At 72.4% G+C, this 13,360-nt stretch carries 15 protein-coding genes; 7 read left to right on the top strand and 8 right to left on the bottom strand.

Features of this window, described 5'->3' with window-relative positions; genetic code table 11:
- Positions 1–537: 537 nt before the first annotated feature.
- Positions 538–1,116 (bottom strand): SigE family RNA polymerase sigma factor, encoded by a 579-nt coding sequence (locus ACRAKJ_RS40950; RefSeq protein WP_438920184.1) that lies wholly within the window; start codon positions 1,114–1,116, stop codon positions 538–540.
- 65 nt (positions 1,117–1,181) lie between these two features.
- On the opposite strand from ACRAKJ_RS40950, the gene ACRAKJ_RS40945 reads away from it, so the two are divergent.
- The gene (locus tag ACRAKJ_RS40945) at positions 1,182–1,463 is read left to right on the top strand and encodes a YciI family protein (protein ID WP_438920183.1); all 282 of its coding nucleotides are present in this window, start codon (positions 1,182–1,184) and stop codon (positions 1,461–1,463) included.
- A 109-nt stretch (positions 1,464–1,572) separates the two neighbouring features.
- On the opposite strand, the gene ACRAKJ_RS40940 is transcribed toward ACRAKJ_RS40945, so the two are convergent.
- The gene (locus ACRAKJ_RS40940; protein ID WP_438920182.1) at positions 1,573–2,427 is read right to left on the bottom strand and encodes an SDR family oxidoreductase; all 855 of its coding nucleotides are present in this window, start codon (positions 2,425–2,427) and stop codon (positions 1,573–1,575) included.
- A 66-nt stretch (positions 2,428–2,493) separates the two neighbouring features.
- Positions 2,494–3,426, bottom strand: coding sequence for an aldo/keto reductase (locus ACRAKJ_RS40935; protein WP_438920181.1), 933 nt, complete (start codon positions 3,424–3,426; stop codon positions 2,494–2,496).
- Positions 3,427–3,536: 110 nt separating this feature from the next.
- On the opposite strand from ACRAKJ_RS40935, the gene ACRAKJ_RS40930 reads away from it, so the two are divergent.
- On the top strand, positions 3,537–4,424 hold the full coding sequence (locus ACRAKJ_RS40930) for a TIGR03620 family F420-dependent LLM class oxidoreductase (RefSeq protein ID WP_438920180.1): 888 nt from the start codon (positions 3,537–3,539) through the stop codon (positions 4,422–4,424).
- 43 nt (positions 4,425–4,467) lie between these two features.
- Here ACRAKJ_RS40930 and ACRAKJ_RS40925 read toward each other — a convergent pair whose 3' ends face one another.
- Positions 4,468–4,752, bottom strand: coding sequence for a DUF427 domain-containing protein (locus ACRAKJ_RS40925; protein WP_438920179.1), 285 nt, complete (start codon positions 4,750–4,752; stop codon positions 4,468–4,470).
- Between the two features lie 93 nt (positions 4,753–4,845).
- On the opposite strand from ACRAKJ_RS40925, the gene fbaA reads away from it, so the two are divergent.
- A complete protein-coding gene (gene fbaA / locus ACRAKJ_RS40920) occupies positions 4,846–5,880 on the top strand; it encodes a class II fructose-bisphosphate aldolase (protein ID WP_438920178.1) in 1,035 nt (344 codons plus the stop codon).
- A gap of 71 nt (positions 5,881–5,951) precedes the next feature.
- Here fbaA and ACRAKJ_RS40915 read toward each other — a convergent pair whose 3' ends face one another.
- The gene (locus ACRAKJ_RS40915; RefSeq protein WP_438920177.1) at positions 5,952–7,070 is read right to left on the bottom strand and encodes a hypothetical protein; all 1,119 of its coding nucleotides are present in this window, start codon (positions 7,068–7,070) and stop codon (positions 5,952–5,954) included.
- Positions 7,071–7,359: 289 nt separating this feature from the next.
- On the opposite strand from ACRAKJ_RS40915, the gene ACRAKJ_RS40910 reads away from it, so the two are divergent.
- Together ACRAKJ_RS40910 and ACRAKJ_RS40905 are read left to right on the top strand one after the other, a co-directional pair.
- A complete protein-coding gene (locus ACRAKJ_RS40910; protein ID WP_438920176.1) occupies positions 7,360–7,770 on the top strand; it encodes a DUF3151 domain-containing protein in 411 nt (136 codons plus the stop codon).
- A gap of 4 nt (positions 7,771–7,774) precedes the next feature.
- Positions 7,775–8,857 (top strand): FUSC family protein, encoded by a 1,083-nt coding sequence (locus ACRAKJ_RS40905; protein ID WP_438920175.1) that lies wholly within the window; start codon positions 7,775–7,777, stop codon positions 8,855–8,857.
- A gap of 75 nt (positions 8,858–8,932) precedes the next feature.
- Here ACRAKJ_RS40905 and ACRAKJ_RS40900 read toward each other — a convergent pair whose 3' ends face one another.
- From ACRAKJ_RS40900 to ACRAKJ_RS40890, 3 genes are all read right to left on the bottom strand, one after another.
- Positions 8,933–9,136, bottom strand: a complete 204-nt coding sequence (locus tag ACRAKJ_RS40900; protein ID WP_438920174.1) for a hypothetical protein — start codon at positions 9,134–9,136, stop codon at positions 8,933–8,935.
- Positions 9,137–9,206: 70 nt separating this feature from the next.
- Entirely contained in the window at positions 9,207–9,848 is a 642-nt protein-coding gene (locus tag ACRAKJ_RS40895; RefSeq protein WP_438920173.1) for an HNH endonuclease family protein, read from the bottom strand.
- 108 nt (positions 9,849–9,956) lie between these two features.
- A complete protein-coding gene (locus tag ACRAKJ_RS40890) occupies positions 9,957–10,634 on the bottom strand; it encodes a hypothetical protein (RefSeq protein ID WP_438920172.1) in 678 nt (225 codons plus the stop codon).
- A 73-nt stretch (positions 10,635–10,707) separates the two neighbouring features.
- On the opposite strand from ACRAKJ_RS40890, the gene ACRAKJ_RS40885 reads away from it, so the two are divergent.
- Both ACRAKJ_RS40885 and ACRAKJ_RS40880 read left to right on the top strand, forming a co-directional pair.
- Entirely contained in the window at positions 10,708–11,994 is a 1,287-nt protein-coding gene (locus ACRAKJ_RS40885; protein ID WP_438920171.1) for an adenylosuccinate synthase, read from the top strand.
- A gap of 180 nt (positions 11,995–12,174) precedes the next feature.
- Positions 12,175–13,332: an LLM class flavin-dependent oxidoreductase gene (locus tag ACRAKJ_RS40880; RefSeq protein WP_438920170.1), complete on the top strand. Its 1,158-nt coding sequence runs from the start codon at positions 12,175–12,177 to the stop codon at positions 13,330–13,332.
- Positions 13,333–13,360: the final 28 nt, after the last annotated feature.

Below are 13,360 nucleotides of genomic sequence, written 5' to 3'. Positions count from 1 at the left end.
TGCGGCGGGCGGGCAGGGCAGTGGCAGCGGAGGTGCTGGGGGCAAAGCAAGGCAGGACTGGCGGCCGGGCAAGGCAGGGCGATTGGCCGAATCTGGAGCGGCGCCGGGCAGGGAAAGGCAAGGCGGGCAGGGAAAGCCAAGGTCGGGTCAGGCCGGCCCGGGTCAAGTAGGACCGCGTCAGGCCGAGCCGGACCGGGTCGGGTCAAGCAGGGCCGGGGTTGGGCGGGGCCGGGCAAGTCCCAGGGCGGGACCAAAGCCGGGCTGGGCAAGGCTGGGCCGGGTGGGGCAAAGCGAGCAGGCGGCCGGGCGAGGCTGGCAGGGGCCGGTGGCCGGGCGGGGCGCAGTGGCCGGGCGGGGTGGCCAGGTGAGGGCGGCCGGGCGGCTTGCCGAGGTGGCCGGATGGGGCGGCCGGGTGGGGTTGAGCGGGTGGGGTGGGTTGGTTGAGGATTGGGGTATTGTTGAACAATCCGGCGATACTTGCCTGGCCAGGTGGGCTGGCGAGTGGGGTGGCGGATGTAGCTGGCGCTGGGCGCTGGGTCAGCGGTTGGCCATGATCTTCTGGAGGGCGTCCAGGGCTCGGCTGGCGGTGCTCTTGACCGTCCCCTTGCTGATGCCGGTGGCCTCGGCGATCTCGGCCTCCGACAGGTCGCCGTAGTAGCGCAGGACCAGCACCTCGCGCTGGCGCGGCGGCAGCTGGGACAGCGCGGACACCACCGCCTGGTGCTCCGCCGTCAGCATGGCCAGGCTCTCCGCCGACCGCGCGTTCGCCACGTGCGGCGGGGTGTAGTCGCGGGCCGTCTTGCGCCGGCGCAGCACGCTGCGCGAACCGTTCACCACCGCCGTCCGCAGGTAACCCACGGCGGCCTGCGCGTCCCTCAGGTTGGACCAGTTGCGGTGCAGGCCGGTGAACGCCTCCTGGACCACGTCCTCCGCCGTCGCCGGTTCGTCGACCAGCAGCAGGGCCAGCCGCACCAACCGCATCCGGTGCTGGCGGTAGAGGTCTTCCAGGGTCAGCGGGCCTGTCGGCGCGGGTGCCGCGCCGTCCTGGATGCGCAGGTTCGTCAGCGTGTCCTGCACGCGCGCGATGCCACCGCTGTTCTGCTCCGGACCGACCACGGAAAAGACGTTACCGCGTCGGGGGGTAGCTTCGGTGCGGCGTCGTGCAACGGAGGTGTGTCCACATGGCCAGGTTCGCGGTCGAGTTGGTGTTCGGGGACGACCAGGAGGCCCGGCTGGCGGTGCGACCCGCCCACCGGGAGTACCTGGCCGCGCTGGTCGAGCGCGGTGTCCTGCTGGTCTCGGGACCGTGGTCCGACCAGACCGGCGCGCTGCTGGTCTACGAGGTGGCCGACGAGGCGGAGCTGCGCGAGGTGCTCGCCGCCGACCCGTACACGCCCGCCGGTGTGGTGACCGAGACGCGCGTGCACGAGTGGCAGGTGTTGATGGGGAACTGGGTCTCCTGACCCGCGGCGACGACCCGGGCGGGACCGGCGATCCGAGCGGGATCGGTGGCCTGAGCGGGACCGGCGGCCCGAGCTGGACCGACAGGTCCGGCGGGTCCCGGCCCGGCGGTCAGTTCTTCCCGGCCGCGGTGCCGCCCGGGCCCACCAGGCCGGACGTGTCGTTCTCGGCCATCGCGCGGTCGGCGGCGGCCATCGACTTGGGGATCTGCCGCGCGACCACGGCCGGCGTGAAGGCGCGGAACATCTTGAGGCCGCCCACCCAGCCCGGGACGTGCGCGGCCTTGGCCCGCCGCTCGACGGCGCGGACCACGGCCCTGCCCACGTCGGACACCGGGTACTTCCTGCTCGCCAACCCCGGCATGCCCCGGCGCAGCGGGCCGAACACCGGGTGCTCGTCGGCGCTGTTCACCATGTCCGTGGAGATCCACGAGAAGTACGCCACGCCCACGTCGACGCCCAGGTGCCGGACCTCGGCGCGCAGGCTGTCGGCGAACGCCTCGCAGCCCGCCTTGGCCGCCGAGTACGCGGCGTTGCCCGGGATGTGCACGATCGCCGCCAGCGACGACACGACGAGGCAGTAGCCGCGGCTCGCGACCAGGTGCGGCAGGCACGTGCGCACGGTCCGCCACACGCCGAGCAGGTTGACCTCGATGACCCGCTCGAAGGCCGCCCGGTCCATCGACCGGATGAAGCCGGTGGCGGCGATGCCCGCGTTGGCGACGACCACGTCGAGGCCGCCGTAGTGGTCGACGACGCCGGCGACGGCGGTCTCCAGGGCGTCCCAGTCGGTGACGTCCGCCTCCCACGCCCGCCCGCCGCACTGCTCGGCGACCTCGCGCAGCTGCTCGCCCTCCAGGCCGACCAGGGCCACCTTCGCGCCCTTCGCGGCCATCCGCCGCGCCACCTCCGCGCCGATGCCCCTGGCCGCGCCAGTGATCAGGACGACCTTGCCCGCAACGTCCACGGTGACCTCCTCAGGCTCGAAGGAGGCCACCGTAACGCAACTTACCGCCAGTAAGCTACTGAAGAGTTAAACATTGCTCGCGGACGTGAGCGCGTCCAGCTCGTCGGCCGTCAGCTCCAGCTCCAGGGCCGGCAGCAGGGCCTCCAGCTGCTCGGCGCTGCGGGCGCTCGCGATCGGCGAGGCCACCGTCGGCCGGCTCGCGAGCCACGCCAGGGCGACCGCGGACGGGGTCGTCCCGCGCGCCCCCGCGACCTCGTCGACGGCCGCGAGGACGCGCAGCCCGCGTTCGTCGAGGTACTTCGACGCCGCCGCCGCGCGCGGGCTGTCGACGGTCGCGCCGGGCCGGTACTTGCCGGTCAGGAAGCCCTTGGCCAGGCCCCAGTACGGCGCGGACGCCAGCCCGGCCGACGCCACGACGTCCCGCAGGTCGCCCTCGTAGTCGCGCTCCACCAGGTTGTAGGGCTGCTGGAGCGCGACGAACGACGCCAGCCCCTCGCGCCGGGAGACCTCCAGCGCCGAGGCCAGCCGCTCCGCGGTGTAGTTCGACGCCGCGACGTGCCGGACCTTGCCCGCCCGCACGAGCCGGTCGAACGCCGCGAGCGTCTCCTCCTGCGGGGTGTCCGGGTCGTCCCGGTGCGCGTAGTACAGGTCGATGTGGTCGACGCCGAGGCGGCGCAGCGACTCCTCGGCGGCGCGCTCCACCGTGTCCGCCCGCAGGCCGTCCAGCCCGCGGAGCATGCCCACCTTGGTGGCCACGACGACCTCGTCGCGGTTGCCCCGGGACTTGAGCCACCGGCCGATGACCCGCTCCGACTCGCCGCCGATGTGCCCCTCGGCCCACATCGAGTACGAGTCGGCGGTGTCCACGAAGTTGCCACCCGCACGGGTGAACCCGTCCAGCACGGCGAACGAGGTCGCCTCGTCGGCGGTCCACCCGAAGACGTTCCCGCCCAGGCACAGCCGCGACACGTCGAGGTCGCTGGTTCCCAGTTTCGTCATGCCGCGAACCCAACCCCACCCGTCCGCTCCGCGCCGAACGGAGCAGTCAGGACTAAAACCAGGGGTGGAGGGGTTGCTGCTGTCCGAGGGCTGGTTCGCAGGGAGGCGAAATGTCTGTCGAGTTGGGCGGGTACGGCGTGTGGGACATGGCGCCGAAGTGGGTCGGTGGTGGCGAGCGCGCCCGTGAGCTGGAGGAACTCGGCTACGGGACGCTCTGGTTGGGCGGGTCGCCCGGGTCCGAGGTCTTCCCGACCGTGGCGGACCTGCTGTCGGCCACCGAGAAGCTGACCGTGGCCACCGGCATCCTGAACGTGTGGACGACGCCCGCGTCCGAGGTCAACGACGGGTACCGGGAGCTGGCCTGGACGGACCGCTTCCTGGTCGGCATCGGCGTGGGCCACCGGGAGATCGTGGGTGAGGTGTACCACAGCCCGTACCAGAAGCTGGTCCACTACCTGGACGAGCTGGACGTGCCGCGCGACCGGTTGGCGCTGGCCGCGCTCGGGCCGCGGGTGCTGCGCCTGGCCGTGGCGCGGACCTCCGTCGCGCACCCCTACCTGGTGACGCCCGAGTACACGGCGCGGGCCCGCGATACGGTCGGGTCTGGCGCGCTGCTGGCGCCCGAGCAGCACGTGGTGCTGGAGGAGGACCCCGCGGTGGCCCGCGACCTGGGCCGCCAGGCCCTGTCGTTCTACCTGGGGCTGCCGAACTACACGCGCAACTGGCTGCGCCACGGGTTCACCGAGGACGACCTGCTCGACGGCGGCAGCGACCGCCTGGTGGACTCGCTCGTCGCCTGGGGCCCGGTGGAGCGGGTCGCCACGCGGCTGCGCGAGCACCGCGAGGCGGGCGCCGACCACGTCGCCGTGCAGGTGGTCGGCGCCGCGCCCGGTCGGGACGCCTACCGCGAGGTCGCGGAGGCGCTCGGCCTGGTCACCGGTCAGGGCGCCCCGGCCCGCCCGGTCGAGAACGACCGGGCGACGCCCCCGACCGGGTGAAACCCCTGACCGGGCGACGACCCCGACCGGGCGACGACCCCGACTAGTCGGACACCTCGACGCCGCGCCAGAACGCGACGTGGCCCTTGATGTTCGCCGCGGCCTCCTTGGGCTCCGCGTAGTACCACGCGGCGTCGGGGTTGTCCTGGCCCCCGACGTGGAGGGTGTAGTAGTTCGCCGTGCCCTTCCACGGGCACACCGACGTCGTCTCCGACGGCCTGAAGAACTCCGTGCGGACGGACTCGGCGGGGAAGTAGTGGTTCCCCTCCACCGTCTCGGTCTTCTCGCTCTCGGCGATGATCTCGCCGTTCCACCGTGCGATCGCCATGCCACCACTATGCCGGTGATCAAAATTCCCCGCCGGGCGTGGCCGTAGGATGCTGCCGACACCGCGTTCCGGGCACCCGAGGAGGACCCACCGATGCCCATCGCAACCCCCGAGGTCTACGCCGAGATGCTCGACCGCGCGAAGGCGAACGAGTTCGCCTACCCCGCGATCAACGTCACCTCGTCCGAGACCCTCAACGCGGCGCTGCGCGGCTTCGCGGAGGCCGAGAGCGACGGGATCATCCAGGTCTCGACCGGTGGTGCCGAGTTCGCCTCGGGCACCAAGGTCAAGGACATGGTGACCGGCGCGGTCGCGCTGGCGGAGTTCGCGCACGTCGTCGCCGAGAAGTACCCGGTGAACATCGCGCTGCACACCGACCACTGCCCCAAGGACAAGCTGGACGGCTACGTCCGCCCGCTCGTCGCGATCAGCCAGGAGCGCGTGGACAAGGGCCTCAACCCCCTGTTCCAGTCGCACATGTGGGACGGCTCGGCCGTGCCGCTGGACGAGAACCTGAAGATCGCCGCCGAGCTGCTCGACCTCACCGCCAAGGCGAAGATCATCCTCGAGATCGAGGTGGGCGTCGTCGGCGGCGAGGAGGACGGCGTCGCGCACGAGATCAACGAGAAGCTCTACACCACGCCCGAGGACTACCTGAAGACGGTGGACGCCCTCGGTGCCGGCGAGAAGGGCCGCTACCTGGTGGCGGCGACCTTCGGCAACGTGCACGGCGTCTACAAGCCGGGCAACGTGAAGCTGCGCCCGGAGATCCTCAAGCAGGGCCAGGACGTGGTGGCCGAGAAGCTGGGCCTGGCGGCCGGCTCCAAGCCGTTCGACCTGGTCTTCCACGGCGGCTCCGGCTCGCTGCTGGAGGAGATCCACGAGGCGCTGACCTACGGCGTCATCAAGATGAACATCGACACGGACACGCAGTACGCGTTCACCCGGCCGATCGTGGGTCACTTCTTCCAGAACTACGACGGCGTGCTCAAGGTGGACGGCGAGGTCGGCAACAAGAAGGCGTACGACCCGCGCTCCTACCTCAAGGCCGCCGAGCAGGGCATGGCCGCCCGCATCGCCCAGGCGTGCGAGCACCTGAAGTCCTCCGGCCGCATGATCGCCGGCTGACGCACCCGCACGACAACCGGGACGGCCCCCTCCGCGCGGTGTGGAGGGGGCCGTCCCGCGTCCGGGGTCGGTCAGGCCGTGACGAGCGGTTCCCGGGCGGTGGTCCTCGTCGTGAGGCGGTCCGCGACCACCCAGAGCACCGCGAGCAGCGCGAACGTCGCGACGGCCGAGGGGTAGAGGATCGGCGGGGCCGCGTCGAAGGACTGCTGGAGCCAGATGCCGCCGTAGCCCAGGCCCGTCACGGCGGCGGCGCCGAGGACGGCGGACACCGGCGCGGGCACCCGGCCGAGGTGGGCGGCGTCGACCGCGAGGCCGACGAGGACCAGGAACAGCGGCACGGCGGACAGCGGGAAGTCGGCGCCGGCCAGCAGCGGCCAGACCAGGCAGCGGTAGGCGACGTAGCCCGCGGCCACGGCGGTCGCGGACCAGCGTCCGCCGAGCGTGCGGCGGGCGACGAGCAGCACCAGCGCGGCGGCCACCAGGCCCCACACCGGGTAGACCCAGTCCGGGATGGGCAGCGAGAACTGGACGATCGACTCGCGGTCCACCGGGCGGCCGATCTGGTCGGCGGCGAACTGGAGCAGGATCGGCTCGGCGTACGGGTCGCCGCGGTCCCACGAGGCGATCTCCAGGACGCCGTACTCCTGGTGCTGGTTGGGGAACCAGGCGTTCTCCAGGAAGAAGAACCACAGCGCGGCGAGGCCGGGCACGCGCCACCGGGTGGCCGGGTAGAGCCGCAGCCAGCCGCGGACCGCCCCGGCGAGCATGATCGCGGTGCCCAGGTAGAGCAGGGCGTGCGAGCCGCTCCACGACGTGATGTCCAGGCCGTTGACCCGGTGGTTGATCAGGTCGATGGGCAGCGCGACGAGGAAGACGCCGGTGCCCCACTGCATCAGGCGCAGCGCCGTGCGGTCGGCGCCGTAGCCGGTGTAGGTGTGGAACAGGGTGAGCGCGACGACGATCACCGTGCCCAACGTGTTCAGCATGTGGGGCGGGGCGAGTTCGTCGCGCAGCCACTTGAAGTGCCACGCCACGTCCCACGTGGAGCCGAGCAGCTTGAGCAGCAGGCCCGCCAACCACAGGTGGTAGAGACCCGCGGCCAGCCGCGGCGGGGTGTCGCGGCCGGGTTCGCCGCGCTCCCAGTACTGGTCGCGGAACTGCCTGCCGCGCTCGATGACCCCCGTTTTCACCCGCTCATGATGCGTCCGGGCCGGTGTCGCCGGAAGGGTGCTCTCCCCCGGTTTCATGCTGGTGTTTCCCCTAGGGGTGAATGTGAGCTGGCCTTTTCCTCGACAATTGACCCTAACAGGTGAGCGACGTTGCTCTGTTCGGCCGGGTGCGGGAAAGTGCCCCGGCTGAGAGTCCGCTGAGAGTCGTGGAGCGTCGTGATGGGCAAGAGGGTCGTCGCCGGGATCGTCGTGACCGCGCTGGTGCTGGCACTGGTCGCTGCGGTCGCCCGGGTGTTCCTATCCTGACCGCATGGAGAACCTGCTCGGTGGTCCCGCCCCCACGCTGCTGCCCGACCGGCCGGAGGCGCAGGCCGCCGCCGAGGCCGGCACCGACCCGGCCAAGATCGTCCGCGCGTACCCCGACTTCAGCGAGGCGTGGGCGCTGCTCGCCGAACGCGCGTTGCAGACCGGCGACCCGGTCGCCGCGTACGCCTACGCCCGCACCGGCTACCACCGCGGCCTCGACCAGCTGCGCCGCGCCGGCTGGAAGGGCCACGGCCCGATCCCGTGGTCGCACCGCCCCAACCACGGCTTCCTGCGCGCGCTCGCCGCGCTGGCCCGCGCCGCCGACGAGATCGGCGAGGCCGAAGAGCACGAGCGCTGCCGGGGGTTCCTCGCCGACAGCGACCCCGCGGCGCCCGCCGCCCTCGGCCTGGGCTGACGGCGTGGGTGCCGTGCGCGACGAGGTGGCGCGCAGGCTGAAGCGGTGGCGGAGCACGGCCCTGCCGATCGCGCAGGCCGCGCTCGCCGCCGGGCTGTCCTGGCTGGTCGCCACCGAGGTCGTCGGTCACGCGCACCCGTTCTTCGCGCCGATCGCCGCCGTCGTCTGCCTCGGCGTCTCGCTGGGGCAGCGGCTGCGGCGGGTCGTCGAGCTCGTCGTGGGCGTGTCGGTGGGCGTGGGCGTCGGCGACGTGCTGATCTCGCTCATCGGTTCCGGCACGTGGCAGATCGCGCTGGTCGTGGCGCTGGCGATGTCGTCGGCCGTGCTGCTCGACGGCGGCGCGGTCATCGCGCTCCAGGCCGGGTCGTCGGCCGTGCTGGTGGCCACGCTGCTGCCGCCCAGCGCGGGCGGCGGGCTCGACCGGATGGTCGACGCGCTGGTGGGCGGGCTCGTCGGGCTCGCCGTGACGGCGCTGCTGCCCGCGAACCCGCTGACCGTGGCGCACCGGCAGGCGAAGGTGGTGCTCGGCGAGCTGACGACCGCGCTGCGCGGCGTCGCGGCGTCGGTGTCCGAACGGGACGCCGTGCGGGCGGCCGGCGTGCTGGCGCGGCTGCGGGACAGCCAGGACGCGGTGGACGAGTTCACGTCCGCGCTGAAGACCGGCGGCGAGATCGCCACCATCGCGCCGATCCGGTGGCGGCGGCGGCACGAGCTGGGCCGGTACGAGACGGCCGCGGCGCCGGTGGACTACGCGCTGCGCAACACGCGCGTGCTGGCCCGGCGGGCGCTGGCGGCCCTGCGCGACGGCGAGCGCGTGCCCGACGTGCTGCCCGACGTGCTGCGGCGGTACGCGGACGCGGTCGACGTGCTGCGGAACGAGCTGGAGCGCGGTGACGAGCCGGTGGGGGCCCGCGCGGCGGTGTGCGGGGCCGCCGCGGCGACGACGCACGTGCTGGGCGGCGAGGGCTTCTCCACCAGGGTGGTGCTGGCCCAGGTCCGGTCGGTCGCGGTGGACCTGCTCCAGGCCACCGGGCTGTCCCGGGCGGAGGCCGTGGAGGCGCTGCCGCCCCTGACCCGCAAGGGCTGACGCGGGTCGGGGGCGGCGCCCCTCTGGGGTCGACCTCCCGGGGCCGACCCTCCCAGGGCCGACCCTCCCGGGTGACTACCCCTCCGGCCGGTTGAGCACGCCGAGCAGGACGGCGTGCACGGCGTCGTGGTCGCGCGGGTCCGCGAGGCGGCACGACGCGCCGGTGATCGCGTACCACTCCTCCGCGCCCTCGTAGCGGACCTCGGCGCGCAGCGCGCCGCGCTCCAGCGTGGTGCGCAGTTCGAGGTCACCGGTGACGACGCCGACCTCGTCGGTCATCACGCCACCGGGACCGGCCACGAAAGGGGACGAGCGTTCGGCCACCCGGATCAGCTCCCAGAATCGACAATCAACACCCGCCGAGCATGGCCTGCAACGCAGACTTCTCCGCCGGGTTCACCGTCAAACCCCACTTGTACTTGGATCGCGTCCACATCTTGGCGTAGGTGCACCAGTACGAGCCCAGCGGCGGCTTCCACAGGGCCGGGTCCTGGTCGCCCTTGGCCTGGTTGACGTTGTCCGTGACGGCGATGAGCTGCGGGCCGCCCAGGTCGTTCGCGAACGACTGCCGCCTGGTCGTGGTCCACGACGACGCGCCGGAGCGCCACGCCTCGGCGAGCGGCACGACGTGGTCGATGTCCACGTCGGACGCCGCGCTCCAGGTCGCGCCGTCGTACGGGCTGTACCAGCGGCCGGAGGTGGCGGCGCACGCGGAGTCGGTGACCACGTTCGTGCCGTCGCGCTTGAGCACCTGCTCCCGGGTGTTGCAGGCGCCCGAGACGGTGGTCCAGTGCGGGAACTTGTCCCGCGAGTAGCCCGTGGAGGACCCCTCGGCCGCCACCGCGAGCGCGGCCAGCTCCGCCAGGGCGGTGCTGGTGCTCGGGATGTTCGGGGGCGTCGCCTGGGCGGGGGTGACCAGGCTCAGGGCCAGCGCACCAGCCAGGAGCAGGGAGGAGATCGAGAATCGCGCGGCTTTGTTGACCGTTGACATAATTCCGACCTTCCTAGTTGGAAGCTGTCGGAATCACCCTGGGGCAATTTTTCGGCCGGTACAACGCTTTCGCGTGACACTCGAATGACCGACGAGAAAATTTCTCCGTCAGTGCACCCCGCGGACGAGCCGCAGGTCTTCCGTGTGGCGGTACCACGTCCACTTGCCCATGGGCCGCGGGTGCGCCACCCCGTCGGAGTCCACCTGCACGGGCAGGCACCCGAGCTGGAACGCCCGCGCGGCCGTCGTCCTCACCTTCCGGGTGAGCAGCCGCTTGTGGATCACCCGGACGAGGAGCCCGAGGCCGCCGTCCGGGTCCGGGGTCACCTCGATCCGGCTCGCCTGCCCGCGCAGCACCACCGTGTCGTCGCCGTAGCCGACGCCGCGGACCGGGCCGAGCGAGCCGAGGCCGACGAGCACGCCGCCGACGTCGTTGCGCACGAGGGACACCCGGTCGGGGTCGCCGGACAGGGCGAGGTCGAGCGCCCGGCCCGGGTCGGTCGGCAGGCCCCACAGCTTCGCGACCTCCGAAGCGGGGTCCGAAGGCACGTACCCGACGGGCGTCTCCGCCAGCCGCTCGGTGCGCAGCAGGCGCAGCACCACCGCGTTGAGGTCGGCGTCCGTGCCGTGCACGACGAGACGCGCGTCACCCAGACCGGCGACGACCGGGTCCACCTCGGCCTTCCCGGGGCGTGCGGCCGTCCGGCGGACCTCCAACCGGTCACCGTCAGTGATCAGTGGCGACTGCGAGTTTCCGCAGGCCAGCACGATTCCGCGCACGTTCATCTCCTGGTCTACCCTCAAGCACCGGCATTCGCTCTTGCCCTGTAACCATCCGTCCTACCGCTTGGAGTTTCACATGCCGGCCGTCGTGCTGATCGGTGCCCAGTGGGGCGATGAGGGCAAGGGCAAGGCAACGGACCTGCTCGGTGACCGCGTGCAGTGGGTCGTCCGCTACCAGGGCGGCAACAACGCCGGGCACACCGTCGTGCTGCCCGACGGGCAGAAGTTCGCCCTGCACCTGATCCCCTCCGGCATCCTCACGCCCGGCGTGACGAGCGTCATCGGCAACGGCGTCGTGGTCGACCCCGGCGTGCTGCTGGAGGAGCTGGCCGGCCTGGACGAGCAGGGCGTGGACACCAGCAAGCTGATCATCTCCGCCGACGCGCACCTGATCATGCCCTACCACGTGGCCATCGATAAGGTCACCGAGCGCTACCTGGGCAAGGCCAAGATCGGCACCACCGGCCGCGGCATCGGCCCCTGCTACCAGGACAAGATCGCCCGCGTCGGCGTGCGCGTCCAGGACCTGCTCGACGAGAAGATCCTGCGGCAGAAGGTGGAAGCCGCCCTGGACTTCAAGAACCAGGTGCTGGTCAAGGTCTACAACCGCAAGGCGCTCGACGCCGACGAGATCGTGGACAACGTGCTGGAGCACGGCTCGAAGTTCGCGAACCGCATCGCCGACACCCGCCTGCTGCTCAACCAGGCGCTGGAGCGCGGCGAGACCGTGCTGCTGGAGGGCTCGCAGGGCACCCTGCTGGACGTCGACCACGGCACCTACCCGTTCGTGACCTCGTCCAACCCGACGTCCGGCGGCGCCTCGGCGGGCTCGGGCATCGGGCCGACCCGGATCACCACGGTCATCGGCATCCTCAAGGCGTACACCACGCGCGTCGGCTCCGGCCCGTTCCCGACCGAGCTGAACGACGACATGGGCGAGCACCTGCGCAAGACCGGCGGCGAGTTCGGCGTCACCACGGGCCGCTCGCGGCGCACCGGCTGGTTCGACGCCGTGATCGCCCGCTACGCGGCGCGGGTCAACGGCATCACCGACTACTTCCTCACCAAGCTGGACGTGCTGTCCGGCCTGGAGAAGGTGCCGGTGTGCGTCGGCTACACGGTCGACGGCGAGCGCGTCGACGACATGCCCATGACGCAGACCGACGTGCACCACGCCGTGCCGGTGTACGAGGAGCTGCCGGGCTGGTTCGAGGACATCAGCGCCTGCCGCACGTTCGAGGAGCTGCCCGCCAACGCCCGCGCGTACGTCGAGCACCTGGAGGAGATCTCCGGCGCCCGGATGTCCGCGATCGGCGTCGGCCCCGGCCGCGACCAGACCATCGTGCGCCACGAGATCATCTAGCCCTCTCCCCTCGGACCAGTGCCTCCGACCCCGAAGCAATCGGGGTCGGAGGCATTTTCACGATCCGGGACGCGTTGACTTCCCCTCGGGGCACGACGAAAACTCAGGTCCGCCGAGTGGACGACGTCGGAGCTGCCCGGCGCGGCGAACCCGACGGCTGCACGTTCCAGGGGAGCGGTCATGAGCGTCGTACTGCACTGGTTCCTGCCCACGTCCGGCGACGGGCGCACGGTCGTCGAGCGCTTCCACGCCAACCGCTCCCTCGGGGCCGCCGCCCAGCGCGACCCCGACATCGACTACCTGGCCGAGGTGGCTCAGGCGGCCGAGCGCAACGGCTTCGAGGGCGTGCTGACGCCCACCGGCACGTGGTGCGAGGACGCGTGGCTCACCACCGCCGCGCTGATCGCCCGCACGTCCACGCTGAAGTTCCTGGTCGCCTTCCGGCCGGGCGTCCTCTCGCCCACCCTGGCCGCCCAGATGGCCGCGACCTACCAGCGGATCTCCCGGGGCAGGCTGCTGCTCAACGTGGTGACCGGCGGCGACGAGGTCGAGCAGCGCCGGTTCGGCGACTGGCTCGACCACGACCAGCGCTACGCCCGCACCGACGAGTTCCTGCACGTCGTGCGCGCCGCGTGGTCCGGGACGCCGGTGCACTTCGAGGGCGCCCACTACCGGATCGAGGGCGGCACGGTGCTGGGCGCGCCCGACCCCGTGCCGCCGATCTACTTCGGCGGTTCGTCGGACGCCGCCCTGCCGGTCGCGGCCCGCCGCGCCGACGTGTACCTGACGTGGGGCGAACCCCCGGCGCAGGTGGCGGAGAAGATCGGCCGCGTCCGCGACCTGGCGGGCGACCGCCCGATCCGGTTCGGCATCAGGCTGCACACCATCAGCCGCGACACGTCCGCCGAGGCGTGGCGGGAGGCGGAGAAGCTGCTGGAGGCCCTCGACCCGGCCCAGGTGGCGCGGGCCCAGGAGCAGCTGCGCACCTCGCAGTCCGTGGGGCAGCAGCGCATGGTCGCCCTGCACGGCGGCGACCTGTCGAGGGGCGTGCGGGGCCTGGAGGTCCACCCCGGCCTGTGGGCCGGCATCGGCCTGGTGCGCGGCGGCGCGGGCACCGCCCTGGTGGGCAGCCACGAGGAGGTGGCGGACCTGGTCGAGGAGTACCACGCGCTGGGCGTGGACGAGTTCGTGCTCTCCGGCTACCCGCACCTGGAGGAGGCGTACTGGTTCGGCGAGGGCGTCCGCCCCCTCCTGGCCGCGCGCGGCCTGCTCGCCCGGCCCGGCGACGCCGCCGCCCTGTCGGTGCCCCGTGACACCCTGTCCCTCGGGGGGTCCTGATCACCGGGTGACCCCCGCCTGAGCGCGC

Source organism: Saccharothrix sp. DSM 118769, assembly GCF_052936295.1.
This window is presented reverse-complemented; position numbering and strand designations above follow the sequence as displayed.